The organism is Virgibacillus halotolerans (assembly GCF_016908515.1).
GTDB classification, from domain to species: domain Bacteria; phylum Bacillota; class Bacilli; order Bacillales; family Amphibacillaceae; genus Virgibacillus_M; species Virgibacillus_M halotolerans.
Genome location: NZ_JAFBEA010000012.1, coordinates 120,350 through 144,673 on the forward strand (window position 1 = coordinate 120,350; position 24,324 = coordinate 144,673).

Annotated in this window: 26 protein-coding genes; 10 read left to right on the forward strand and 16 right to left on the reverse strand. The window is 37.6% G+C overall.

Annotation, left to right across the window (positions count from 1 at the left end):
* Positions 1–30 precede the first annotated feature (30 nt).
* Positions 31–552, forward strand: a complete 522-nt coding sequence (locus tag JOC34_RS19915) for a tryptophan transporter (protein ID WP_205138540.1) — start codon at positions 31–33, stop codon at positions 550–552.
* A 201-nt stretch (positions 553–753) separates the two neighbouring features.
* Positions 754–1,113 (forward strand): YtxH domain-containing protein, encoded by a 360-nt coding sequence (locus tag JOC34_RS19920; protein ID WP_205138541.1) that lies wholly within the window; start codon positions 754–756, stop codon positions 1,111–1,113.
* Positions 1,114–1,277: 164 nt separating this feature from the next.
* Here the strand turns inward: JOC34_RS19920 and JOC34_RS19925 are convergent, their stop codons facing one another.
* The 3 genes from JOC34_RS19925 to JOC34_RS19935 form a co-directional block, all read right to left on the reverse strand.
* Entirely contained in the window at positions 1,278–2,183 is a 906-nt protein-coding gene (locus JOC34_RS19925) for a glycine betaine ABC transporter substrate-binding protein (protein WP_205138542.1), read from the reverse strand.
* A 179-nt stretch (positions 2,184–2,362) separates the two neighbouring features.
* Entirely contained in the window at positions 2,363–3,223 is an 861-nt protein-coding gene (locus JOC34_RS19930) for an ABC transporter permease (protein ID WP_205138543.1), read from the reverse strand.
* On the reverse strand, positions 3,216–4,415 hold the full coding sequence (locus JOC34_RS19935) for a quaternary amine ABC transporter ATP-binding protein (protein WP_205138544.1): 1,200 nt from the start codon (positions 4,413–4,415) through the stop codon (positions 3,216–3,218). Before JOC34_RS19935 ends, JOC34_RS19930 begins: the two co-directional genes overlap by 8 nt.
* A 348-nt stretch (positions 4,416–4,763) precedes the next feature.
* Between JOC34_RS19935 and JOC34_RS19940 the strand changes: the two genes are divergently transcribed.
* From JOC34_RS19940 to JOC34_RS19955, 4 genes are all read left to right on the forward strand, one after another.
* Positions 4,764–5,249 carry a GbsR/MarR family transcriptional regulator gene (locus JOC34_RS19940; protein WP_205138545.1) on the forward strand — a complete coding sequence of 162 codons (486 nt, stop codon included), beginning with the start codon at positions 4,764–4,766 and terminating at the stop codon, positions 5,247–5,249.
* Positions 5,250–5,491: 242 nt separating this feature from the next.
* On the forward strand, positions 5,492–6,037 hold the full coding sequence (locus JOC34_RS19945; RefSeq protein ID WP_205138546.1) for a DUF3267 domain-containing protein: 546 nt from the start codon (positions 5,492–5,494) through the stop codon (positions 6,035–6,037).
* Between the two features lie 181 nt (positions 6,038–6,218).
* On the forward strand, positions 6,219–6,404 hold the full coding sequence (locus JOC34_RS19950; protein WP_205138547.1) for a hypothetical protein: 186 nt from the start codon (positions 6,219–6,221) through the stop codon (positions 6,402–6,404).
* Positions 6,405–6,623: 219 nt separating this feature from the next.
* Complete coding sequence (locus JOC34_RS19955) at positions 6,624–7,508, forward strand: peptidylprolyl isomerase (RefSeq protein ID WP_205138548.1); 885 nt, start codon at positions 6,624–6,626, stop codon at positions 7,506–7,508.
* A gap of 60 nt (positions 7,509–7,568) precedes the next feature.
* On the opposite strand, the gene JOC34_RS19960 is transcribed toward JOC34_RS19955, so the two are convergent.
* The 9 genes from JOC34_RS19960 to JOC34_RS20000 form a co-directional block, all read right to left on the reverse strand.
* The gene (locus tag JOC34_RS19960) at positions 7,569–7,763 is read right to left on the reverse strand and encodes a sporulation YhaL family protein (RefSeq protein ID WP_205138549.1); all 195 of its coding nucleotides are present in this window, start codon (positions 7,761–7,763) and stop codon (positions 7,569–7,571) included.
* Between the two features lie 67 nt (positions 7,764–7,830).
* Complete coding sequence (gene yhaM, locus JOC34_RS19965; RefSeq protein ID WP_205138550.1) at positions 7,831–8,775, reverse strand: 3'-5' exoribonuclease YhaM; 945 nt, start codon at positions 8,773–8,775, stop codon at positions 7,831–7,833.
* Positions 8,776–8,878: 103 nt separating this feature from the next.
* Positions 8,879–9,427, reverse strand: a complete 549-nt coding sequence (locus JOC34_RS19970; RefSeq protein WP_239544611.1) for a GbsR/MarR family transcriptional regulator — start codon at positions 9,425–9,427, stop codon at positions 8,879–8,881.
* A gap of 47 nt (positions 9,428–9,474) precedes the next feature.
* Positions 9,475–12,447 carry an ATP-binding protein gene (locus JOC34_RS19975; RefSeq protein WP_205138552.1) on the reverse strand — a complete coding sequence of 991 codons (2,973 nt, stop codon included), beginning with the start codon at positions 12,445–12,447 and terminating at the stop codon, positions 9,475–9,477.
* Between the two features lie 12 nt (positions 12,448–12,459).
* On the reverse strand, positions 12,460–13,686 hold the full coding sequence (locus JOC34_RS19980; RefSeq protein WP_205138553.1) for a metallophosphoesterase family protein: 1,227 nt from the start codon (positions 13,684–13,686) through the stop codon (positions 12,460–12,462).
* 186 nt (positions 13,687–13,872) lie between these two features.
* Positions 13,873–15,123, reverse strand: coding sequence for an ABC transporter permease (locus tag JOC34_RS19985; RefSeq protein WP_205138554.1), 1,251 nt, complete (start codon positions 15,121–15,123; stop codon positions 13,873–13,875).
* Positions 15,116–16,015, reverse strand: a complete 900-nt coding sequence (locus JOC34_RS19990; protein WP_205138555.1) for an ABC transporter ATP-binding protein — start codon at positions 16,013–16,015, stop codon at positions 15,116–15,118. Before JOC34_RS19990 ends, JOC34_RS19985 begins: the two co-directional genes overlap by 8 nt.
* 18 nt (positions 16,016–16,033) lie before the next feature.
* Positions 16,034–16,348, reverse strand: a complete 315-nt coding sequence (locus JOC34_RS19995) for a DUF3796 domain-containing protein (protein ID WP_205138556.1) — start codon at positions 16,346–16,348, stop codon at positions 16,034–16,036.
* Positions 16,341–16,550 (reverse strand): helix-turn-helix transcriptional regulator, encoded by a 210-nt coding sequence (locus JOC34_RS20000; protein WP_205138557.1) that lies wholly within the window; start codon positions 16,548–16,550, stop codon positions 16,341–16,343. The genes JOC34_RS19995 and JOC34_RS20000 overlap by 8 nt, the downstream gene beginning before the upstream one ends.
* A gap of 180 nt (positions 16,551–16,730) precedes the next feature.
* Between JOC34_RS20000 and JOC34_RS20005 the strand changes: the two genes are divergently transcribed.
* Positions 16,731–16,916 carry a YhzD family protein gene (locus JOC34_RS20005; protein ID WP_205138558.1) on the forward strand — a complete coding sequence of 62 codons (186 nt, stop codon included), beginning with the start codon at positions 16,731–16,733 and terminating at the stop codon, positions 16,914–16,916.
* A 392-nt stretch (positions 16,917–17,308) separates the two neighbouring features.
* Here the strand turns inward: JOC34_RS20005 and JOC34_RS20010 are convergent, their stop codons facing one another.
* Both JOC34_RS20010 and JOC34_RS20015 read right to left on the reverse strand, forming a co-directional pair.
* The gene (locus JOC34_RS20010) at positions 17,309–18,079 is read right to left on the reverse strand and encodes an enoyl-CoA hydratase (protein WP_205138559.1); all 771 of its coding nucleotides are present in this window, start codon (positions 18,077–18,079) and stop codon (positions 17,309–17,311) included.
* A gap of 122 nt (positions 18,080–18,201) precedes the next feature.
* Entirely contained in the window at positions 18,202–18,564 is a 363-nt protein-coding gene (locus JOC34_RS20015; protein WP_205138560.1) for a YlbF family regulator, read from the reverse strand.
* Between the two features lie 307 nt (positions 18,565–18,871).
* Here JOC34_RS20015 and JOC34_RS20020 point away from each other — a divergent pair, with 307 nt between their 5' ends.
* Both JOC34_RS20020 and JOC34_RS20025 read left to right on the forward strand, forming a co-directional pair.
* Entirely contained in the window at positions 18,872–19,759 is an 888-nt protein-coding gene (locus JOC34_RS20020; RefSeq protein ID WP_205138561.1) for a PucR family transcriptional regulator, read from the forward strand.
* Between the two features lie 88 nt (positions 19,760–19,847).
* The gene (locus tag JOC34_RS20025) at positions 19,848–20,945 is read left to right on the forward strand and encodes an ABC transporter ATP-binding protein (protein WP_205138562.1); all 1,098 of its coding nucleotides are present in this window, start codon (positions 19,848–19,850) and stop codon (positions 20,943–20,945) included.
* 63 nt (positions 20,946–21,008) lie between these two features.
* Here JOC34_RS20025 and JOC34_RS20030 read toward each other — a convergent pair whose 3' ends face one another.
* The gene (locus JOC34_RS20030) at positions 21,009–21,212 is read right to left on the reverse strand and encodes an alpha/beta-type small acid-soluble spore protein (protein WP_205138563.1); all 204 of its coding nucleotides are present in this window, start codon (positions 21,210–21,212) and stop codon (positions 21,009–21,011) included.
* A 134-nt stretch (positions 21,213–21,346) separates the two neighbouring features.
* Positions 21,347–22,732 (reverse strand): class II fumarate hydratase, encoded by a 1,386-nt coding sequence (fumC, locus tag JOC34_RS20035; protein ID WP_205138564.1) that lies wholly within the window; start codon positions 22,730–22,732, stop codon positions 21,347–21,349.
* Positions 22,733–23,147: 415 nt separating this feature from the next.
* Here fumC and JOC34_RS20040 point away from each other — a divergent pair, with 415 nt between their 5' ends.
* Positions 23,148–24,065 carry a zinc dependent phospholipase C family protein gene (locus JOC34_RS20040; protein ID WP_338062703.1) on the forward strand — a complete coding sequence of 306 codons (918 nt, stop codon included), beginning with the start codon at positions 23,148–23,150 and terminating at the stop codon, positions 24,063–24,065.
* Positions 24,066–24,324: the final 259 nt, after the last annotated feature.

Genomic DNA, 24,324 nt, shown 5'->3' on the forward strand with positions numbered 1-24,324 from the left:
TGAGTTGAGCTGAGAAGAGGAGTATTAAAAATGAATACGAGAGTTTTAGTTATTTTATCTTTGTTAGTAGGTATTGGTACTGTTTTGCATACAGTTGTTCCACCAATTTTATTTGGGGTTAAACCAGATATGCTGTTATCGATGATGTTTTTGGGAATTTTGCTTTTTCCGAAGACAAAGTATGTTGCCATACTTGCTATCGTTACTGGTATTATTTCGGCCTTAACTACCGCTGCACCTGGTGGACAAATCGCTAACTTAATTGATAAACCTATCACTGCAGCATGTTTTTTCGCTTTGTTTTTATTAATAAGAAACATGACCCCTACGACCATTAGTGCACCAGTACTAACCGCTGTAGGAACGATGATTAGTGGTACTGTATTCCTGTGTGTGGGGCTATTTATTTTAGGTTTGCTCGATGGCGCGTTCATCGCATTATTCCTAACCATCGTATTACCAGCAGCTGCCGTGAATACAATTATTATGGTTGTTGTCCATCCTATTGTACAGGGAATTATGAAACGATCTCGTCCAATCACAATTTCTTAAGTAAAAAGTATGACGGTACCTTTAAAGTATTAATAATCCTCTGGCAAAACGGTGTCAGGGGGTTTTTAAAAAGAATACCCACAACCGAAAAAGGAAAAAGCCACTATTTTTAATCTGGATGACTTTTTTCTTGAAAATAGGTTTGATACTAACCCGTTAAGAGGAAGAGATAATGTAGGTGTATGAAAGGGGCGTATTAATATGTCAAATAGAAAATCATTGTTGTTTGGAATCGTAGTTGGAGGAGCGGTAGGTGCTACCGCAGCATTGTTAAGTACACCTTCTTCAGGAAAAGATTTACGTGGACGTGTGAAAAATCAAGGTTTAGAGTGGAAAGATTTATTTAATAAATTAAAGCAGGATGGTTTACGACTTAAGGATCAAATAGCAGAAACGTCACAGGAAGGTGTAGCACTAGTTAAAAACCTCACTGCGGATATGAAAAAGTCTGTTGAAGAATGGAAAGATACGGTTGAACCGCATCAAGATAATATTCATAAATACCTCGAGCAAATCGAAAAAAGTTTAAAAGACCTTGAGAATAAGGTAAAAACAGAATAAAAACAAAAGGCTTTCTCCTTAGGGGAAAGCTCTTTTTTATCAAAAATATTTAGGCGCCACGATGATTGCACCACTTTTTATCGCGTTTCTGATATTAGTATGCACTGTATGGACGAGTATAAAAAAGAGCTGATACACGATGTATCAGCTCTTTTCATTATTTATTATTCTACGCCTTCTGTCCATTCATCAACTTTATCCTGATTATCTTCAACCCAATCAGCTGCTGCTTCAGCAGGATCTGTACCATCTTGGATTTCAAGCATTACTTCTTCCATATCTTCAGGTGCCCAGTTGAATTGATCCAGGATTTTATATGCGTTAGGCATGTCATCTTTCAAATCTTCACGAACCATCGTATTAATCGTCTCTGCTTCTCCAAAAGTTTCTTTTGGATCATCTAAATATTTCAAGTCATATTTAGCGAATTTCCAGTGTGGTGTCCAACCAGTTACAACGATAGGCTCTTCATTTTTATATGCCTCACCTAACTCAGTAGCCATTGCGCCACTTGATGATGTTTGAACTTCCCAGCCGTCAAGACCATAATCTTCTACCGCATTTTCAGATGCTTGAACAACGCCAGCACCAGGTTCAATACCAACAATGGTTTTATCTACATCATCTGCAATACCATCAAGATCTTCAATAGAATCAACATCCATGTATTCAGGTACTACGAGACCAATTTTAGCACCTTCCAAGTTTTCACCCAGTTCGTCTACCTGGTCTTTATACTCTTCATATAAATCACCGTGCGTTGCTGGTAACCATGCTGCTACCATACCATCAGCTTCACCATTAGCAACTGCTTGCCACATTACGGCGTTATCAAGTGGTGTGTAAGTTACTTTATAACCTTGATCTTCCAATACTTTACCAATAACATTTGTTGATGCGATTTCTGAATCCCACTCTACATATGTTAATTCAATATCTTTACTTTCTTCTTTTCCTGCGTCTCCAGATCCTTCTGATGATGAATCATCATCAGATCCACAACCTGCAGCAAATAATGATAGTGATAGTCCGGTAACAAGACCAAGACGTTTCCAGTTAAATATAGCCATAACTAATCTATCTCCCCTTCGTGTAATTTTATATATGGAAACTTTTCATAAGAAAAGATACCAGCAATTTTTCTTCGCGGCATTTGTCAAATACACGCATCTTTTGACGGTTATTAAATGTCGCCAGAGCTCCGAAATAAGTGCGACTAAGTCCAAATTTCATTTGGACTTAGTCTTCTTTATGAAGCTTTTTTACGCTTATTCATGTTTTGGGTAATCCGGTCAATAATAATTGCCAGGATTACAATACCTAGACCAGCTACAAATCCGCTACCAACCTGCGCACGTTGTAATGAGGAAAGCACTTCTCTTCCCAATCCAGGTGCACCAATCATCGATGCGATAACAACCATTGACAGTGCAAGCATAACCGTTTGGTTAATACCAGCCATAATCGTTGCTTTAGCCATCGGAAGCTCAACTTTAAATAACTTCTGCGCACCAGTACTTCCAAATGCTTCAGAAGCCTCCACCAATTCGTTTGAAACTTGGCGGATCCCTAAATTTGTAAAACGAACCGTTGGTGGTGTCGCAAAAATAAGTGATGCAAACACACCCGGTACCATCCCGATTCCAAAAAATGCTACTGCTGGAATTAAATATACAAATGCTGGCATTGTCTGCATAAAGTCCAATATAGGTGAAATAATGGCCTCCGCTATTCTACTTTTTGACATAAGAATACCAAATGGAACCCCTATGATAACAGATAATACACTCGCTAATATTACCAATGTAAGTGTATCAATTAAATGATCCCAGAACCCCTGATTATAAACTAACCAAAGCCCAACAATAGAAAAGGCGGCCAGGCCGAACTTTTTCCCACTAATGAAAAAAGCGATCAATGCCACGATAATAATAATAATAACAGGTGGTATGGAAACCAATGTATCAGAAGTAAAGTTCATAAAATTTCCAAAGTGTTCCTTAATCGGATCAAATAAGAATGCAAATGTGCTTGTTAGCCAATCAGTAAACCACTTTGTTCCTTCTGATATTGGTATTTTGGGTACAAAGTCTAATAAATCATCAAGCATTGGTTAAATTCACCTCGCCATCTCCAGATAGTGCAGCGATAACTGCGCCGCGTACAATAATTCCAATTAATTTACCATCATCAATAACAGCTACAGGCATTGGTGAATCATGAATGATGTTAAAAATATCATTCATCGCAGTATCTTTATCAACTTTGGGGATATTATTTGTTAAGATTTCTTCCAAATTGCTAATCTCTTTTTTGCGAGCCTCTAACGCATCATCTGCTGTTACATACCCTTTTAGATTTCGCTTATTATCTACAACATAAATACCTGATAGCCCTTCTTCACGCATTCGTTCCAATGCCACACGCGGACCATGTTTTTCCATATTTACTGTTTCAGGTCGTTTCATAATATGCTGTGCAGTTAAAATTTTCGATCGGTCAACATCTTCAACGAATTTTTCAACATAATCATTCGCTGGATTAACTAGAATTTCTTCAGGTGTACCAATTTGCACAATCGCACCATCTTTCATGAGTGCAATCCGATCTCCTAGACGAAGTGCCTCATCCAGATCATGTGTAATAAATAAGATCGTTTTTTGCATGCTCGATTGTAAATCGATTAGTTCATCCTGCATTTCTTTACGGATAAGCGGGTCTAAGGCCGAAAATGCCTCATCCATTAACAATATTTCAGGATCATTGGCTAATGCCCGGGCAAGACCAACCCGTTGCTGCATCCCACCTGATAATTGACCCGGGCTCTGATTCATATATTCACCCAGTCCAACTGCTTTTAAAGCTTCTTTCGCTTTTTCACTTCTTTCTTCTTTCGGTACGTTTTGGATTTCCAAACCAAATTCCGCATTTTCTAAAATACTACGGTGCGGAAATAGAGCAAAGTTTTGAAAAACCATACTTATCTTTTTCCTTCGCACATTTCTTAATGAAGCTTTATCCATTTTCGCAAGGTCTTCCCCATCAATAATGATATTACCTTCCGTTGGCTCAATTAATCTATTAATCAAGCGGACCAACGTGGATTTACCACTACCGGATAGACCCATAATCACAAAAATTTCCCCAGCATTTACGGAGAAAGATGCGCGATTAACACCAACGGTATTTCCTGTTTCTTTTAGTATCTCTTCTTTGGTCAGACCTTCATCGACAAGCTTCAAAGTCTGCTTAATATTTCTACCAAATACTTTTGATAAGTTTTTTGCTTCGATTACCGGCATATCTTTCACCTCTTTACATCTATTTGTTTTAATAACGTATGAATTTAGTCGCCCTACTTTTGAACCAGTTTATAGCCATATGAAGCTACATTGTCTTCATTTATTTCACAGGTCATTAATTCCGCACGGCATTCATCTACTTTATTACTATATACGTTTCAGCTTTGGACTTCAAATATCAAATACCGTTAATTTTGTATATATTTTTCATTCAGTTTATTCCGTACACACTTTAGATAGTTTTAACTCCAAATAACGACTGATTCCTTCAATATACTGTTCTAATGGCTGTTTTCAAAATAAATCATTATGGTGTAACCTTTATTTAGCAACGTTTAGGAGGATTTTATGACACATCCCAATACTGAGTTTTTAACGAATAAAATCATGCTTGAGTTCTCTAAAACATTAGAATTGTTTGGTTTAACAACTTTGGAGTCCCGTTTGTTTGCATATTTATATTTATCTAAAGAACCCCTAACGTTAGATGAGATGAGTGAAGCATTAGGTAAAAGCAAAACATCCATGAGTACAAGTGTCCGCAGTTTATCCGAATTAAATCTGGTAAGCCGTGTATGGAAAAAAGGGATTCGTAAGGATTTATATCAAGCAAACACACAACTTTTTAAAATTTTTATGAGTACTTATATTAAAAAATGGATTGATGCCTCCAATCGACAGAAGACTTCCTTAGAAGAAATTTATGAATCAATTGATGTGAATAAGGATCATCAAGAATCAAAGGAAGCAGTACAAAATATTAACCATCGGCTATATGATATTATTGAATTCCACAAAGACATGGAAAACTTATTCAGTAATATAAAGCTATAAGTAAACTATTTAATTTTCCATTCCCGTTCCGTTATATTTGTAAACATAAAAGGAGGATCATATCCTTCTTTTTTCATGCGTTTTTCCCTCCAAACCAATTGAAAAATCGGTCATGAAAAAAAAGTCGAAAAGTAATGTTAAAAACCTATTGATTTTTACTTACAATCGTACTATTATTCTCTAAGGATTGATTAACAAGCGCCATTTCACACATTGTCAAAAGAGCACTGGAGGGATCAAAAATGAACTGCTGGAAATCAATTAATTTAGTAAAAGAATTCGGCTATTATCGATTGTTGTTCATATCATTTTTGATCGGCTTATTCGCATTTATCTTGCTGTATGTCCCAGTTTCTATATCGCATCATGCGAGTCACGTTAAAGAATCAGGCTTTTTGGTATTTATTGTAGCACTATTATTGCTGCCAGCGATACATTCTTTGACACATATTTTCCCGTTAATTATCATGAACAAACAGGTGAAAATTGTTTGTAAGGTAAAAAACCGATTATTGCCCGTTTTTAGCTACTACACAAAGTATCTATTAACCAAAAGAACCTCTTTGTTTGTGGCATTGGCTCCAACCTTGTTTATTACGATACCTGGTATTGCTGCAAGTTGCTTTTATGTAGACTATTATGTTTATATTCTATTATTTACTGCTGCGCACATCGGATTTTCTTTTTTGGACATTTTATATGTTGCTAATATCGTGAAGGCGCCTAAAAGAGCTTATATTGAATACGGTGATAATGGCTTTGATATATTATTGAAAGCATCTCATTAACGAATGGACCCAGTAATCACTCCCGGGTCCATTCGTTTTTTATTATAAAAATGGATTCAATACTATTCATAAGTTTAATCTTTTGATAGAGTATACAGTGTAGTATTTAAAATAATTTGTAATGAGCGAATAGAATATTTATCAGGATAGTGGTAAATCCTTATGAAGGAGGGCTTTTATATTGAATATTCTTTTCCCAATCTACGCATTACTTGTCTTATTTATTTTCAATTCACTTACATATAACTTTTGTATGAAAATGGAAATGGAAATCCTGAAGCAAAATAAAATTTTTCGAGTAATCAATGCCATGATTCTCATTTTGCTTGTATGTTCCTATGTAAAAGTACTGAATGCCATCACCTAAAGAAGGCTTGATTCAAATAACGATTGAACCTTAGCCGCATTAACAACGCACAGGAAATTGCTATATTATCTGTGTTCAAAGCTTTGCTCAAGCTTCATCCGCCAACAGGGGGCTGTGTATTTAGCCAATGTGTTCAAAGAATTGTTTTTTTTATAGCAAAATGTGTTATATTATTCTTTAGTAAAATAAATGTAAGCAAGAGATTAGGAGTGTTAATAGATGAAGAAAGTAGCAATCGCAGTTACACTTTCCGCAAGTATATTAGCTTTAGGTGCATGTAGTTCAGATAAAGCTGATTCGGAAGTGGTAGTGAAAACAGATGCCGGAGATATTACAAAAGAGGAATTCTACAATGAACTAAAAGATCGGTACGGGGAAGAAGTACTTCAAGAAATGGTCACTACGGAAGTCTTAAACGATAAGTACGAAGTGAGTGATAAAGAAGTAGATGCAGAAGTAGAAAAAGTGAAAGATCAGTTAGGTGACCAATTTGATATGGCACTTCAACAGCAAGGATTTGAGGATGAAGAAGCATTCCGTAAAGTACTGCGTATCAGCCTATTACAGGAAGCAGCCGTTACGGAAGGTGAAAAAGTGGATGAAGATCGCTTAAAAGAAGAATATGATCGGAAAAATACGGAAATCGATGCATCGCACATTCTAGTAGAAGATGAGGATACTGCAAAAGAAGTGAAAAAGAAGCTGGATGATGGCGGCGATTTTGCTAAATTAGCGAAAGAGTATTCCTCAGATGGATCTGCTGAAGAAGGCGGGAAATTAGGTTATTTCTCTGCTGGTGATATGGTACCTGAATTCGAAGATGCAGCATATGATATGAAAAAAGGCGAAATTAGTGATCCAGTCCAAACAGAGAATGGCTTCCATATCATTAAAATAAATGATATTCGGGATAAAGAGGAAAGCATCGGTAAATACGAAGATGTGAAAGATGATCTGAAACGAGAAATTCTCAGTAAGGAAATGGACCCAGCTAAAGCACAGGAAAAAATCCAAAAAGTAATGGACGAAGCAAAAATTGACGTGAAAATTAAAGAATACAAAGATTTATTCAAGCAAGAAGAAGATGTCGAAGCAAAAGGATAAGCACAAAGAGGATGCTCCCAAATGGGACATCCTCTTTTCTTTGTCTAGAGCTACGGCACCTTATGATAAACGCTGTCTTTGTCCTGCTTTAAGCTGTCTCTCGGCTTCTATCCGATCCATGTATATTTTTCCTTCTTCTTCAATATACTGCTGTTCCACTTTTCTTTCTGCAGACATGGCTTTGAATGCCATATACCCGCACAGAAAAATTAAAACAATCATTGCCAAAACCCACCAAGGCACTCCAGCGATCATGATCCAGCCCCCCTTGTCCATCCTAATCACATGTATATGCAACAAAGGAGGAGAAAATAACCCGCTTTTATTTTTCAAATGTCGGTTTATAAAACGCACGGTTATCCATGGCAAACATTCGCTCTGTAAACTCACCCGGCTTTACTTTTTCCAAAGTACGATTTAACATATTTAACTTCGCATCGATCATATCGATAAAGTGTAATATTTCTGCCTCCCTGACCAATGGTGGTGTTGGGCTGCCCCACTCTGCCTTACCATGATGACTCAGTACGACATGCTGTAAAATTAATACTTCTTCCCCTTCAATTTGCAACTCTTTTGCCATATGACCAATTTCTTCTACCATCATTGGAATATGCCCTAGTAACTTCCCTTCTATTGTATAAGATGTTGTCACTACGCCCGAAAGCTCTTTTAATTTTCCAAGGTCATGTAAAATAATCCCCGCATACAGCAGATCTTTGTTTAATTGTGGATACAGGTTACAAAGTTCCTTTGCAATTTGTAGCATGCTAACGATATGGTGGGCTAGCCCGGATACATATTCATGATGATTTTTAGAGGCGGCCGGGTATGTTAATAATGGTTCCTGATATTTTTTAATAAATGCTCGTACAATACGCTGCATGATTGGGTTTTCCATCTCAAAAATCGCTTCAGTCAGTTTTTCCTGCAGCACTTCTCTTTCGACTGGTGCTTTTTCTACGAAGTCAGATACATGCAATCCGTCTGTTGGTTGGGCAGGACGAACAGCAAATAACTTTAATTGTGCCTTCCCACGAAATTGATTGATTTCACCAGATATATTTACAATTTGTTCGGGCGTGAATAGTGCCTCATCCTCTTTTGTCGCATCCCATAGCTTCGCTTCGATTTCCCCTGTTGCGTCACGTAAAATTAATGTAAGAAAAGGTTTACCATTACTGGCAACACCTTTCGTAGCTTCTTTAATTAACATAAAATCCTGAAAAGGATCCCCTATGTTCATATGACCAATTCCCTTTGCCATCTCGTTTTCCTCCTCTATACAGCAATGAGACTGACAAAAAACAGGTGGTTATCCAATTCGAAATTCACCATCTTTTTTTAAAGTCAATCTCAAGTCGCTTGATTTATTCATGCTTTGGTATATAGTCAAAAATCTTTCCTGTTTCGATCACTCGAATAAATTCCATTAACCACTTATAATAATTCTTTGCATAAACCAATCGTTCAATATCATTGTCTATATTGCTTCTTAATGTTTCATCTGTCGTTTGTGCTCGTAGCTTATTTAGTTCAGCAATAGTTTCCTCTGCTTCTTCAATGTTTGTTTCCGTATGCTGTCTCCAGCGATTACCGAATAAAGATGTGAATGATTTGTACCAATCTTCCTCTGATTGATATAAATCTTTTCGAATTCCCTTTTTGAAAGTAGATTCTACCATTTTCATATCTGATAATGATCGGACACCTGTTGACATGCTTGTCTTACTCATGACTAATGCTTCCCGCATATCATCTAAAGTCATCGGCTGATCTGAAAAATACAGCACACCGTAAAGGCGCCCGACCGAAGACGTGATGCCATATAGACTCATATTCTTTGCAATGACCTGGATAAATCTTTCAATCGTTTCCTCGTATGTTTCCCATTCTTTTGGTTTATTTTCCTCTGGCAATGGAAGTCCCTCCATCCGCATATTATCTGGAGATAGTTTATCATTTTTTATTCATTAATGCGAATACCATCTGCTAATTGAATCACTTTTGTATGCTTTGTCGAGGCTGTTACTTCTTTTTTACAGGTAAAAATAATGATTTGCTGCTTTTCGCCAATAGACTCCACAATTTCCATCACCCGTTTCGTTCTAACAGCATCAAAATGAACAAATGCGTCATCAATGATAAATGGTAAACGATGCTTTTCACTCATGATCTCACTAATTGCCATACGCAAGGATACATACAATTGGTCTACCGTACCTTGCGATAGCTCATTAATCGTGTAACGAATCGCGTCATTGGTTTCCACTTGAAAAGGTTGATCTCCAACCGGCGCATATACTGTTTGGTAACCATTTCCTGTTAAATGACGGAAATATGCCGAAGTAGCTTCGATTACTTTATTTAAATATTTGTCACGGTAAATACGCATTGTTTCGGCTAGCATTTCTTTCGCCGTTTTTAATACAGCCCACTCCTTGGCAAGCTTATTTAACTGTTCTTTTTCCATCGCATATTGATGGATCGTTTCAGAGTAACTTTCAGAATCCTCCATGTTTAAAAGCGCCGCATTCACCTCGGCAAGCTCCTGACGTGCCGCTTCTATCTGCTGCTCTGTTTCATCTATCGACTCGATCGTTTGCTGCCTGTCCATTGTAAGTTTATTTTCGTCCGTTTCATTGTCATGGAAGCATTGTTCTAAACTTCCTGGCAGTATGCTATCCAGTTGGATTCTCAATTTCTCCAGTGCTTTAATGATCTCCTGCTTTTCTTCCAATTGATTTGCTTTTTCATAGTACGCATCTTCCGTATTCACTTGTGCACTTGCAAGTAAATCATTTTTTTCCTTTTTGTACGGCAGCATTTTTTGTTCTATATCCCGTTGCTGATCACCAGCTTCGATGCGTAAGGACTCATATTGACTAATTTGCTGCTTGGTTTCTTCATCATTAGCCTGTTGTGCTGCAATGATTTCCAGCTGATTTTCCCATGACTGCCCTGCATTGTATTTATTTATTTGCTGTAATAAGTGGATTACTTTTGCTTTGTATTGGTCCAGCTTATCTTTCAGCTGTTTGGCTTCGTTAACAGTCTCTTTATACGTCTCATAGACGTCTAACAAACGCTGCATCCGATGGTATATTTCCGGCCAAAAAGCCACGTCAGCATACTGTAAAAAGGGATATGTCTTCACTTGCTTATCTATTTGTTCATATAAACGCTTTTCCTTTTCTTCCAGCGTCCTTTTCTTCTCGGTCCATTTTATATATTGGATATCTCTTGTTTTTTCCCGCTCTTTTAAAGCTTTATATGCTGTTCTGTTTTGCTCATAATCAGCGATGCTTCGTTCTGCCTTTTCCTTCTCTTCTTTTGTGATCTGCAGCACATTTAACTGAGGGTCTGTCGAAGAAAGCATTTCTTCCATTCCCTTTATTGTATATCTACTCCATACCCAAGTACCTGTTCCAACAATTAAAAAGGCAATCATAACGGCGTGCAACCATGGAAGTTTAAATGAGATAGCCGTTATACCTGCTACTATAGAAAGAATAATTGCGGCAATCAGACTTATACGGCTATTTTTTTCTTGTTTAGCTATCCTATTCTTCCAAGTTCGCTCTCTTTGTTCCGATTCACTTTTTATTTTTGTCAGTACATCAAATTCTTTATATTGATTAACCTGATCGCGTAATTGTTGGATTTGTTCTTCCGACAGGAGCCCATCATCCAATTCCTGTATTTGATTGAGCAAGTAGTTACGCTGATGTTTTAATTCATTTTCTTCCTGCTTTAGCTGATCTTTTTCAAGTTTCAGCTGATCGGTATCCTTTTTGAGCTGTTGCCAGGTGTTTTCTATATGAAATGGGAAATGAATTGTGGCTAAATCTGTTTGTTCCAGTCCAATATGCAGTTGATCGATCTCCGTGTTTATTTGTAATGTTAATTTGTTGCTTGTTACTTCCACTTTTTCGAGTGATTTTTTTATTTCCACAAATGTCTGTTGCTGCCGGGTAATATCCACAGCTTCTTTGTAGATCTTATCTTCTGTTTGTGCCGCCTTTAATGTATCCATTTTCTCACGATATCTTTTTTCATTATTTTTTAACACAGCTAATTCGCTTTCTAAGGGTAAAAGTTTTTCTTTCGCCTTTTCTAGTCGATCTAGCCCATTCTCCGGAAAGGTAATGCTTTCCGGATATACCTGAAGTCGTTCAGTATAATGTTGATAGTCACGTATCGTGGGCACGGCATGTAATTGTTTTTCGATCTCGAAACGGTGTGATTTCTCTTTCTTTAACGTGATTTGCAATTGCTCTATTTTATCGTTTAATCGTGCTGCTGTTTCTTGTTTATCACGGTAGCTTGTTTCCTCCGATTTCAAGCGGTTAAGCGAACTAAATAATGCCTCCAATGATTCCAACCGCTGATTGATAACAGGTTTTTTACCGTATGGTTTAAACAGCTCTCCCAAATGCACATCTATTTTCTTTTCAATCGCATAAATGTTATTCGAGCCTGACAGACCGATACCAAGTAACACTTCACCCAAGTCATCTTCCTTCATTTCCTGTACTTGATTTAAATCAAGCGCAGAAAAGGAAAATATAGCCTGATATGTTTGATAGGTCATGCCTTGTAAACGCTCCTTAAGCCACGTTTCATCATGTGTCATACCATCATTCGTATAGCACGTTACTGCACCGTTTTGAACTTCATCCAGGCGTTCAATGGTATAGTTCCCGATCACTGGATCATAAATCTGAAGCTTCCCACCCATCTTCCCACTTGTTTTCGGCCGGTAAAATGATCGTTTTTTGGGTGGTAAACCAAATAACATAAAAAGAATAAACTTTTGCAAGGTCGATTTTCCCGATTCATTTTCGCCATAAATACAAATAGCTGATTCACTGGATAAATCAATCGAATAGTCGATCCATTTGCCAAACCCATATATCGTTGCATGAACTAATTTCATCCATTATTCACCTCATTCCTTCAGCAGCTCATTGAGCAGCAAGCTTTTCGCTTCTGACTTAACTTCCCGTTCTTCATCTCCCGTTAAAAGATCGACAAATTTCCGTGCGCTTTTTTGTTGATATAATGCTTTCATAAACGGTTGAATGGATGTTTCATCAAAGTGTCGGCTCAATTCACCGATAAAGTGATCCCCTTTTGCTTGTTCCATATCCATGTCTGATACATGCGTTTGAACTGCATATCGGAAAATATAAGTCCAATTTTGCTGGTGTGCGGTTGTCTCGTTGATTAATTCGATTATATCTTCTACATATTTATCGTTTTCCCATTGCTTAAGTTTGGGGTTATCACTGACAAGTGTCAGATCAAGTAATTGGGCTGTATCCTGCTTTATCGCATCCAGTGCCGTTTGTATATAAGTTTCCATCTGCCCAGCTTCCGTACAAGCTGAGACATCAACCATTAATGGACGAAACGCAATTGCTTGTAAGGGAATAAAGGACATCGTTACATTACTTTCAGACAGCACTACATGGTAACAACCCTTCTCACCTGTTTCTTTTCGATTTCGTCCTTGAATATTACCAGGATAGATAATCGGCGGATTTTCTTTTAGAATTTCTCGTTTGTGAATATGTCCGAGCGCCCAATAGTTAAAATCTTTTTCCGTTAGATCCGTCAGCTGAAAGGGGGCATAAACATCGTGTGCTGTATTACTTTTCAGGCTCCCATGCAGTGTGGCAATATGATAGCTAACGTCCTTACGCTGAATCTCGTATTCTGTTGTCTTTTTATTGTTTACTGCACGATTTTCATAACTGAACCCATAAATTGCAACTAAAGGTTCGCCGTCTTTTTCATAAATAAAATGTCTCACTTGTTCATCAGGAAAAATAAACACATTTTCTGGAAATGTGACCGGATGAATATTGCCATTGATAAAATCATGATTTCCATACGACATATAAACATAAATATTGTGGCGATTTAATGCTTCAAATGCCTTTTTTAAACGAATTTGTGATTTTAGGCTTTGTGCTTCATTATCAAACAGATCGCCTACAATCAAAACAAAATCGACCTTTTTATCGATCGCTGTTTGTACTAATCGGTCCAGTGCACGAAACGTACTCTCTCGTATCTCCTGAAAAATATGCTCGGGTGTATTCGCCAGCCCTTTGAACAAACTGTCTAAATGTAAATCAGCCGCATGAATAAATGAAATTTCTCTTCCCATCTGTACACCTTCCAATCTCCTGCAACCTATTTTTTAGAAAACTTGGCTTATCATCAACTTTTAATGGATAAAGCCTCGTTCCTAATCAGTTTACTTTTCTTATTAGTGTAACAAAACCTGTTAACGAATGCACGTTCTATCTCCACCAAATTAAAAAGGCCACCCTAAAGTGACCCTTCATCTAATTTATTCTTTCTTCGATAATTGAAATGCCTTTTTAACGTCTTTTAATGAATTGGACTTTCCATACATTAAAACGCCACCACGATAAACCCTTGCCCCAAGCAATGCTAGAATAACAATGGTTACAATTAGAATCCCAATGGATATTGCAACCTGCCAAATAGGAATATCCAACATACCAATACGCAAAAGCATAAGCATCGGCGAAAAGAACGGGATATAAGAAGATACCGTCACTAACGTAGATTCTGGTGCAGCCAGCCCGAATATCGCAATAAAGTAACCAATCATAATTAAAAATATCAATGGCATGATTAATTGCTGGGCATCCTCTGATCTGCTAACCAATGATCCGAGCATCGCTGCAATTGTCGCGTATAATATATAGCCAAGTAAAAAGAATACAATGCTATAAATGATTAACGACACTGGTGTGTTAAGAATACCAAACGTTTCCAGCATCCCTCCCGCTAATTCATCCTTTTTTAAAGCGATCATCGCGTATCCAGCAAGAATAAGTATGCCAATCTGTGTAAGACCAAGCAGCGCCACACCAAATATCTTTGCAAACATATGCGTGACTGGCGGTGCACTAGAGATTAATAACTCCATCACACGTGACGACTTTTCCGTTGCTACCGCATTAATAATCATGGTTCCATAAATAATCACAACGATATACATGAGAATAACCATGACATAGATAATGCCGCGCGCTTGGTTTAATTCTTCGTTTGTCTTAGCCGTTTTATCTAATGCAACGGCATGAAAGGCTACTGGATCGTAAATCGATTCAATTACCTCTTGATCAATTCCCGCGTGCTCAATGGCTATGCCCACCTTGAGCTGTTGCAATTGTTCCTCAATCACCTGTTGCACGCCAGAATTCGTAATATTATTTGCATAATAGGTTCCCTCAGGCAGATCCTCATCGTTGAGCGATAAGATAACGAGCGCCTCATATTCTTTATCTTGCACAGCCTCCTTGACCTCTGATTCCGACGAAGAAACAGCAACAAGTTCGAGATCATCATCTATGTTTTCAGCATTTTCTTTAAGTGGAGCAAAAATCTGATCCGTTGTATCGATCACAGCAATTTTATCCTTCTCACCGCTAGAAAAAGTATCAATGATCTGTTGAATATTAACAGCAGCAAAGATGACGAGCAGCGTAATTAATGTTGTGATGATAAAAGCTTTTGATTTAACCCTTGTAAAATACGTATGTGATAGAACAATCCAGAATTTATTCATAAGCCGCACCTACTTTTTCAATGAAAATATCATTTAATGATGGTTCGGCAAGATCAAACTTACGAATAAATCCTTTGCCTTGTAATGCTGCAAATATTCCTTGAGAGACTGCCTCATTCTCTATTTGCAATTCACATCCTGCCGTTACTTTTTTAAGATGGAGGACACCCGGATAATCCCGTAAAAATTCCAATGGTATATCGGCATGAATAATTAAATTTTTCTTTCCAAAAGAACGTTTTATTTCTCCTAAAGCACCATAAACAACTGGTTTTCCTTTTTGTAAAATACATAAGTGCTCACATAATTCTTCCACATGTTCCATTTGGTGGGAGGAAAATACAATCGAAGTCCCCTGCGCTTTAATATCCAAAACTGCTTGCTTTAACATCTCCACGTTAATCGGATCGAGACCAGAAAATGGTTCATCCAAAATTAATAATTTAGGCCGATGAATCACAGCAGATATAAATTGAATCTTTTGCTGATTCCCTTTGGATAATTCTTCAACCTTTTTATCCATATACTCCGGCACTTTAAATCGTTCCAACCAGCCTTCCAGTTCTGTAACAATATCGTTTTTCTTCATGCCGCGTAACCTTCCCAAATAAATAATTTGTTCCCGCACTTTTAGTTTCGGATATAGCCCTCTTTCTTCTGGTAGATAGCCGATTAAATGGCTTTTATCATAATTAATCGGTTCACCATTCCAGGTAATATCTCCTGAAGTACTGTCTAACAGCCCCAGAATCATTCGAAATGTTGTTGTCTTTCCTGCTCCGTTTCCTCCTAGAAATCCAAACATTTCACTCTCCGGAATTTCAAGTGAAAGTTGATCAACAGCAGTATGTTTACCAAATCGCTTTGTAACATCCTTCAATAATAACGTCAAAATGCATTCCCCTTCCCACTATTCTTTATTTGCAAAAAACACGGATGTAATAATTAAAGTGAAACAATGTAAAACGTAAATAGCAGTCATCAGGAAAAATCCAAAAGATGGTGCACCTTCCACTATGATCACCACAGCCCATGCAATAATTAATATAACGAGCATCGCGTCCCATGATTTTGCTTTAGCACGATGGGTTTGCTGCCAGTAACGCTCATCAAACAAGTTCTTTTTCTTCCCGATACATCGATTGATAAAAAACACCAAAAGGGCAATGACAACGCCGCCAACTAATCCAGAAAGACCAAGTAAAACTTCTTGCAGCTCAATCAATGTTCTCATCTCCTTCAAAAATAAACAGTTCTTCAATCGTACATTCAAATACCTGAGCAAGTTTATGTGCCAAAATCAATGACGGCTTATACTTACCTTTCTCCAAAGAAATAATCGTCTGTCTGGAGACAAGTAACCTTTGTGATAATGCTTCCTGCGTAATATTCATCGCTGTACGCTTTTCTTTGATTTTTGTTTTCATAATATCCCCAACTCTACATAGTAAAGTAAACTTTACACTCAGAGTAAATTACTATATGCTTAATGTCAAGGACACTTTACAAAAAACACGTGATTTTTTAATTTTCCGTGCAGGATCCCCTGAAATCATTTAGAATAATACAGATAGGAAATTCTTTTATCAGCTCAAGGAGGAATAAAAATGAAAACCTTTGCATTAACTGTGTTTAGTCCATCAGGGGAGAAATTACTGGATGAGTCATTTGAAGCAGAAAATAATGAAGAGGCAAAAAAAATAGGCCAAACCCGTTTGGATGATGAAGGCTATAGTGAACACACGCACCGCTGTGTATCACCTGAAGCAAAATTAGTATTATTTCATCGATAAGTTTAAAAGGCTTCACGAAAATGCCTCGCAGGGTTTTGTGAAGTCTTTTTAAAATTCGCTGTTTGCATATACTTTGTTACTCTTGATATAAACTGCGATGTAATAGGAATATTGATTTCCGCTACTGGCAGTCGCTTTCCGCGCTCCAATCAACGATTATAAATAGAATCTGGCATTCATGCACAATAACAGTGTAGGAAATACACGAAGACTCCTGCGGGAACAGCCTTAGGATGCGCGATGTGTATTTCCGAAGCAGTAAGATAAGAAACCCAGCTCAATACATCCCAAGTTATATCTACTTTTAAGATTCTTTATTTAGAACAATTTTTTCGGTGGGACGAATCCAGGGTGCAGTGTCAACCTTTTAGAGAACAGCTTTAACGTTAAACTTATCTCCCTTTAAAGGCAGGCTCTCTTTTTTCCAGAAAAGCCTGTACACCTTCCTGATGATCTTCCATATTCCGAAGCTCCCACTGTATCTTTTGTTCTTCTGCTAAATAGTCCTCCAATGTTGCTTGTTGTTTCCTATGGTATATCATCTTCGTTTTCAGCATTGCTGTGAGAGGCATATGAAGCAGTCGTTGCCCCAGATCTGTTGCCTGTTCTACCACCTGTTTATCTGTCAGAATATCAACCAGACCCATCGCTTTCGCTTCTGGACCAGCTGCTTGTTTTAACCCCCAAATAAATTGTTTTGCCTGTTGGATACCCAATCGTTCTTTTAAAAAGAAATGTCCTCCGCCATCTGGTACCAGCCCGATGCCAATAAACAACATCCCTAATTTTGATTCATTTTGAGCGACCACATAATCAGCTGTCAGTGCTAGACTAAGCCCAAGCCCAGCTGCAGATCCTTGAACAGCAGATAGGACAATTTTCGGCATCATATATAATTTCATTGCGATTTTTCCAATCGTTGTCATAACTTGATCAAAAAGATTCTTATCCGAAAAGTCTTTCATCATACCAATGTCTCCACCGGCAGAAAATGCGTTACCTTTGCCAGCCAAAATAACAATTTTATCTTCGTTTTGCTCTACCTGCTCCACAACCCGCAACAATTCTTCAAGCATTTCTTTATTTAACGCATTATAACGCTCCGCACGATTCAAATAGATATACGATATATTATTTTTGCTTTCAAATAAAACCGTTTTCAATATTTTCATCCCCCTTTACCTCTACGATGTACCTTATTACTATTTCGACAAGTACTTTTATAACCCTTCAAAAAAAAGAAAAACCCGCAGAAAGTTAATTCTGAGAGTTTAGTTATGTTGTATTATTCTTCTGTTGATTCTTCCGGCGCACCGTAAAGGTCTTCAAGCGGCTTCGTGATAATCCGGCTCACGTCGTTAATCACAAGGTTTAAACGTTGCTCTTCTTCCATTAATTTAGAAATGTCCTCATGTTGTTGAACCAATTCTACAACTTTCTGAGCTTGTTGCACTTCTTCTTCTGTAATTTCCTGACCTTGCATTTGTTTTTCTTGCAATTCCATTTGTGTATCACGGAAACTTTCAAACATTTGCTTTGCAGACGGATCATTCATGACTGCTTCAAAAGCGGTTGTTAAGTTTTTAAATTCCTCACTCTCACGAATTGCCTTTTCTAAATCATACGCACTATCATAAATATTAGGCACGATTTAACCTCCTTCAGTTTTATCTCCGCGGCGTTACGAATGCACTCGCCTCTTCAGCGTTGTGCTAAATGCCACCAAGCTGCGAAATAAATATGACTAAGAATCAGGTTGGATAAACTATGTTCGCGACGTACTGTGCGTCGATTTCCCTCCTGCACCAAGTCCACTTTATCTCAGAACTACTATAACAAACGAACTGACTCATGTATACTATTTCATCAAAATGTTTGAAAAGCTATAATTATTTTTTAATCTGGTTAAGTATTGCTATAATTATAATATCTGACGTCAGAAAGAAGGTTTTCCTATGCTCAAACAACTTAAAAACACATTTGCATCTTTTCGAATATATCATGATGCGGCAGATACTGCTGAGAATTATCAATGGTTTATGACAGAGGATAATGAAATCATTGGAATGGATAAAGCGGAGCTAACTAAAAAAGATATCGCCATTTTATCGGCATTTTTAACACCTTATGATACACATTTTCCCGTCCCGACAGAACAGGAAAAGCTTTGGAAAAAACGAGTCAATGGTTTGGGAACTCAAACAAACATAACCCCTTTTCGGTTCGTTTATTTTACGATTAAGAAAAATCAAATCAATTTATTTTCCTTCAAGGAAGCGATTCATGCGTTCTTCGCCAAACCTGTCCCAATTTTATGGAAAAATGAACAAGAAGGCATAATTATTGAAGAACAATCGTCACTTGTCGAGGAAAATATTTCATACGAACAAATTATTGATGTATTAATGAGTGATCTTTATGTGAAATTAAATTTTATTGTCGGACCCTACCTGGATCATCTTACAAATATAAACAATCACTATAATCATTTCTTGGAAAATGCTGCTGTTGCATTATCCTATTCTGAACAATCAGTTATCAGTTATATCGATGCAATCCCTGCTTTATTCGTAAATCAAACGGACGCCTCATTTCGGGAGGAAGTTACTTCTTTGATTCTCCAGGAATTTGCTGCCGATGATGAACTGCTCCACACCATCAAGACGTTTATGCATTGTAATTTAAATGTGTCTCTTACTGCAAAAGAACTATATATGCATCGAAACAGCTTGCAATACCGCTTAGATAAATTCATTGAAAAAACGGGCATTGATGTACGACAATTTCACCAAGCATTAACGGTTTATCTCGCCCTACTGGGAAACATGCACAAAGAAGCATAATATCTTTGTGCATGTTTCCCATTCCTTGTTTGCCCCTTCTTCTTTATACTAAAGTTAGTAAAACGCTTACATAAATGGAGGGGATGAAATGGCAGAATTACGATTAGAAAGTATTAAAAAAACATATGACAAAAAGGTACTTGCAGTTCATGACTTTAACTTGGATATCGCGGACAAAGAGTTTGTTGTATTTGTCGGACCGTCCGGTTGTGGAAAATCAACAACACTTAGAATGATTGCTGGTCTTGAAGAAATTTCCGAAGGCTCGCTCTTTATTGATGATAAAAAAATGAATGATGTTGCACCAAAGGATCGCGATATTGCAATGGTTTTCCAAAACTATGCGCTCTATCCACATATGAATGTGTATGACAATATGGCATTCGGATTAAAGCTTCGTAAATTTAAAAAAGAGGAAATTAAAGCACGTGTCGATAATGCGGCAAAAATTCTTGGCTTGGAAGCTTTTTTGGACCGTAAACCGAAAGCGCTATCAGGTGGGCAGCGCCAGCGTGTGGCATTGGGACGGGCAATTGTTCGTGATGCCAAAGTATTCTTGATGGATGAACCTTTATCCAACCTGGATGCTAAATTACGTGTACAAATGCGTTCAGAAATTCAAAAGCTCCACCAACGTCTGCAAACAACAACGATTTATGTAACACATGACCAAACAGAGGCAATGACGATGGCAACCCGGCTCGTTGTGATGAAAGATGGCATTATCCAACAAGTAGGAGCACCAAAAGATGTTTATGATAAACCGGATAATGTATTCGTTGGAGGTTTTATCGGATCCCCTTCCATGAACTTCTTAACTGGAATAATCGCAGAAGGAAATTTCGTAATGGGTGATATCAAAATAAAAATTCCTGAAGGTAAGATGAAAATACTTCGCGATCAAGGCTATAACGATAAAGACATCATATTAGGGATCCGCCCAGAAGACATTCATGATGAACCCGCATTTATTAATGCAAGCCCGGATACTAAAATCACAGCTTTTATCGATGTTGCTGAGTTAATGGGGGCGGAATCTTATCTCTACTCAAAAGTGAGTGACCAAGATTTTGTTGCACGTGTTGATTCCCGATCAGACATTATGGGTGGGGAAAACCTGGAATTAGCATTTGATATGAATAGAACACACTTTTTTGATGCAGAAACTGAATTACGAATTAAATAATAGTAATATATGTACGTTATTAGAAAAAGGAGAAGTCGCAGTGACTTCTCCTTTATGCCATGTTTATTTAGGTTGGTTTCCGTTAAGTTGTTGTTGAGCAGTTGTCACTAAACGTTTAGTGATTTCTCCACCTACAGATCCGTTAGAACGGGAAGTTGAATCTGGTCCAAGTGTTACACCAAATTCTGATGCAATTTCATATTTCATTTGATCAAGAGCTTGTTGTACACCAGGTACAACTAATTGGTTTGAATTTGAATTAGCCATGTGTTTTTCACCTCCTGTAATTCTATTGTTCGCATTTAGTTTAAAGTTATTACGAAAATTGATTGGTAAAATGTTCATGTAAGACCAATTCAGCGAAAAAAAAGCTCACCCGTCAGGATGAGCTTTTCTACGCCTTATTTTGGATGAGTCATTTCTTTCGGATCAACATATTGATCAAATTCCTCTGCTGTCAGTAAATCTAACTTTACTGCAGTTTCCTTTAACGTTGCGTTATCTGCAAATGCTTGTTTCGCTATTTTAGCAGCATTTTCATAACCAATGTGCGGATTTAATGCCGTTACCAACATTAAAGAATCATTTAAATTTTTCTCGATTTGTTCATGATTTGGTTCAATGCCTTGTGCGCAGCGCTCATCAAAAGATAGCATGCTGTCGGCAAGGAGCTGACAGGATTGTAGGAAGTTATAAGCAATAATCGGCTTGAATACGTTTAATTCAAAATTACCCTGACTTGCAGCAAATCCAATCGACGCATCATTTCCCATTACCTGCGCAGCAACCATTGTAACTGCTTCACTTTGGGTTGGGTTTACTTTCCCTGGCATAATCGAGCTTCCTGGCTCATTTGCCGGAATTGTAATTTCTCCAATGCCACATCTTGGACCGCTTGCCAACCAGCGTACATCATTGGCAATTTTCATCAGATCTGCTGCCAATGCTTTTAATGCTCCATGCGCATAAACCGTTTCATCATGACTCGTTAAAGCATGAAATTTATTTGCTGAAGAAATGAACGTTTTTCCGGTAAAATCGCTAATTGCTTTACAAACGCGCTCAGAAAATTCCGGATGTGCATTCAATCCGGTACCGACTGCTGTTCCACCGATCGCTAATTCTTTTACATGCTGTGTGCTTTCTTTGATCATCGCTTCCGACTTCACTAACATGCTGTGCCATCCACTTATTTCCTGACCTAGCGTTAATGGTGTAGCATCTTGAAGATGTGTCCGACCTATTTTCACAATGTCTTTAAACGCGTTCATTTTTTCCTTCAATGTGTTTTTCAAAGTAATTAATGCTGGAACAACTGTGTCTTCCAACTCTAAAACTGATGCAATATGCATTGCTGTTGGATACGTATCATTGGAACTCTGTGATTTATTAACGTCATCATTTGGATGTAAGACAACATCACTGCCCTGTTCTTGTAACCATTTGTTTCCAACAAATGCGATGACTTCATTCACATTCATATTGGACTGTGTTCCACTTCCAGTTTGCCAAACAACCAATGGAAAATGGTCATGCAGCTTCCCTTCGATAATTTGTCCGGCAGCATATTCAATCGCTTCGGCTTTCTTATTATCGAGCAAACCCAGTTCACTGTTTGCCTTTGCAGCACTTTGCTTCAAAATCGCAAACGCTTTAATAATTTCCGTCGGCATTTTTTCATTACCTATTGGAAAGTTTTGCTTACTTCTTTGTGTCTGTGCACCCCAATATTTGTCTGCAGGTACATTAATTTCCCCTAGTGTATCTTTCTCTACCCGGTAATCCATCCTATTTCCTCCCCTAAGTATATATGTATTTATTTTAACGCTATTTCTATTGTAACAAATTTTATTGAATTAAAGAAGATTTGCCGATTGGCAAGCCGGAAAGCGAAGACAGAAGCTAAGGTCGCGCTCATATCGATATCCTAGAAGTTATATTCCCTTAGCAGTGAAAATAATAACTTGCAATTTACGTCATAATTGTTACAAATTAATCTATATATGATGATGACACAAATTTGTACCTATTTTTACCACCATTTTCAGCCGAATATCTTTTATAATACAAGATAGGAAAAAATACTTACAAAACTATTTCTTCTAGAAGACCATTAGACGCAATCATTTATGCTTAAAACAATTATAACGAATCAAAGTCTTCGCTAGATAAAATAGAGCAACGTGTTCTGAGGAGGTTTACGTGTTGCCAAATATTTGGACACATATACTTTTTTGTGAAGATGTGGTTGATGCAGTGAAAAAACCATATCCCTTTTCACAAGATGAAACATTGATGAAACTGGGGGCACAAGGACCAGACCCTTTTTTCTATTATAACTTTTGGCCGTGGATAAAAGAAGAACCCGTACACGATGTTGGAACGGCCATGCATACGAAAAATTGTGGTGCCTTTCTGATGGATATGATCATTGCAGCCAAAGATATGAGTCCCAGAGTGAAGGCTTATGTTGCTGGATTTATAACGCACCATGTGTTGGATCGTAACACACATCCGTATATCCATTATCGGGCGGGCTATGAAGGAAGTGATCATCAAAAGCTGGAAGTTTTGATTGACACCGCCATGATGAATAAATACCATAATTTAAAATCATGGAAAGCACCTGTATACAAAGAAATTGATGTAGGTAGATCTTTAGATAAGGATGTGCTCGGTCTTTTACATGAAAATATAAACAAATACTATCCCGAACTTCACAAGGATTCGCCTAAATATATTCAAAAGGCCTATAAGGACATGAGACGTGCTTTAAAAATCTTAGCGGATCCATATGGATGGAAAAATGCATTGCTAGGATCGCTTATCTCCTCCTATTCGCATCGGCCGATAAAAGCGGATATTGATTATTTAAATTTAAATGAAACAACCTGGCATCATCCAGCTACCAATGAACCTTGTAATAAAAGTTTTGTAGCACTTTATAATCAAGGGAGAGCCGAGGGGATTGCCATTTTAACCGAAGTACAACATTATTGGAATCATCATAATGTCGAAGCGGAACAAACTTTACGCGAACTAATTGATAATATTTCTTATGATACCGGAAAACCGCTGCACTTCAATTTAACCAATCATTATAGTGATCCAATTGTATAAGAAATAAGGCCAGGCGCATAGCCCGGCCTTATTTCTTATTGTCTCAACATTCGCAGAGTAAAATTAACATATAGGCCTTGATAGAATTAGAAAAGATGGTGATACACTGCCCAACTTGACTTTTGATAGAGCCTTTTCGTTAATTTTGTCGCTTTTTATTATCGCATTTATATATAAGAGCATGTTGATTTCTTAAGATGGGTGTTATTCCGCCGTCCAGGATCGATCTGGGCGGATGCGCATCCTTAGGGCATGGCCT

Bases quoted from the DNA above. Each gene is read 5' to 3' on its own strand.
- JOC34_RS19915 (WP_205138540.1), top strand. From the start codon at position 31: ATGAATACGAGAGTTTTAGTTATTTTATCTTTGTTAGTAGGTATTGGT.
- JOC34_RS19920 (WP_205138541.1), top strand. From the start codon at position 754: ATGTCAAATAGAAAATCATTGTTGTTTGGAATCGTAGTTGGAGGAGCG.
- JOC34_RS19925 (WP_205138542.1), bottom strand. From the start codon at position 2,183: ATGGCTATATTTAACTGGAAACGTCTTGGTCTTGTTACCGGACTATCA.
- JOC34_RS19930 (WP_205138543.1), bottom strand. From the start codon at position 3,223: ATGCTTGATGATTTATTAGACTTTGTACCCAAAATACCAATATCAGAA.
- JOC34_RS19935 (WP_205138544.1), bottom strand. From the start codon at position 4,415: ATGCCGGTAATCGAAGCAAAAAACTTATCAAAAGTATTTGGTAGAAAT.
- JOC34_RS19940 (WP_205138545.1), top strand. From the start codon at position 4,764: ATGACACATCCCAATACTGAGTTTTTAACGAATAAAATCATGCTTGAG.
- JOC34_RS19945 (WP_205138546.1), top strand. From the start codon at position 5,492: ATGAACTGCTGGAAATCAATTAATTTAGTAAAAGAATTCGGCTATTAT.
- JOC34_RS19955 (WP_205138548.1), top strand. From the start codon at position 6,624: ATGAAGAAAGTAGCAATCGCAGTTACACTTTCCGCAAGTATATTAGCT.
- JOC34_RS19960 (WP_205138549.1), bottom strand. From the start codon at position 7,763: ATGATCGCTGGAGTGCCTTGGTGGGTTTTGGCAATGATTGTTTTAATT.
- yhaM (WP_205138550.1), bottom strand. From the start codon at position 8,775: ATGGCAAAGGGAATTGGTCATATGAACATAGGGGATCCTTTTCAGGAT.
- JOC34_RS19975 (WP_205138552.1), bottom strand. From the start codon at position 12,447: ATGAAATTAGTTCATGCAACGATATATGGGTTTGGCAAATGGATCGAC.
- JOC34_RS19980 (WP_205138553.1), bottom strand. From the start codon at position 13,686: ATGGGAAGAGAAATTTCATTTATTCATGCGGCTGATTTACATTTAGAC.
- JOC34_RS19985 (WP_205138554.1), bottom strand. From the start codon at position 15,123: ATGAATAAATTCTGGATTGTTCTATCACATACGTATTTTACAAGGGTT.
- JOC34_RS20000 (WP_205138557.1), bottom strand. From the start codon at position 16,550: ATGAAAACAAAAATCAAAGAAAAGCGTACAGCGATGAATATTACGCAG.
- JOC34_RS20005 (WP_205138558.1), top strand. From the start codon at position 16,731: ATGAAAACCTTTGCATTAACTGTGTTTAGTCCATCAGGGGAGAAATTA.
- JOC34_RS20020 (WP_205138561.1), top strand. From the start codon at position 18,872: ATGCTCAAACAACTTAAAAACACATTTGCATCTTTTCGAATATATCAT.
- JOC34_RS20025 (WP_205138562.1), top strand. From the start codon at position 19,848: ATGGCAGAATTACGATTAGAAAGTATTAAAAAAACATATGACAAAAAG.
- JOC34_RS20030 (WP_205138563.1), bottom strand. From the start codon at position 21,212: ATGGCTAATTCAAATTCAAACCAATTAGTTGTACCTGGTGTACAACAA.
- fumC (WP_205138564.1), bottom strand. From the start codon at position 22,732: ATGGATTACCGGGTAGAGAAAGATACACTAGGGGAAATTAATGTACCT.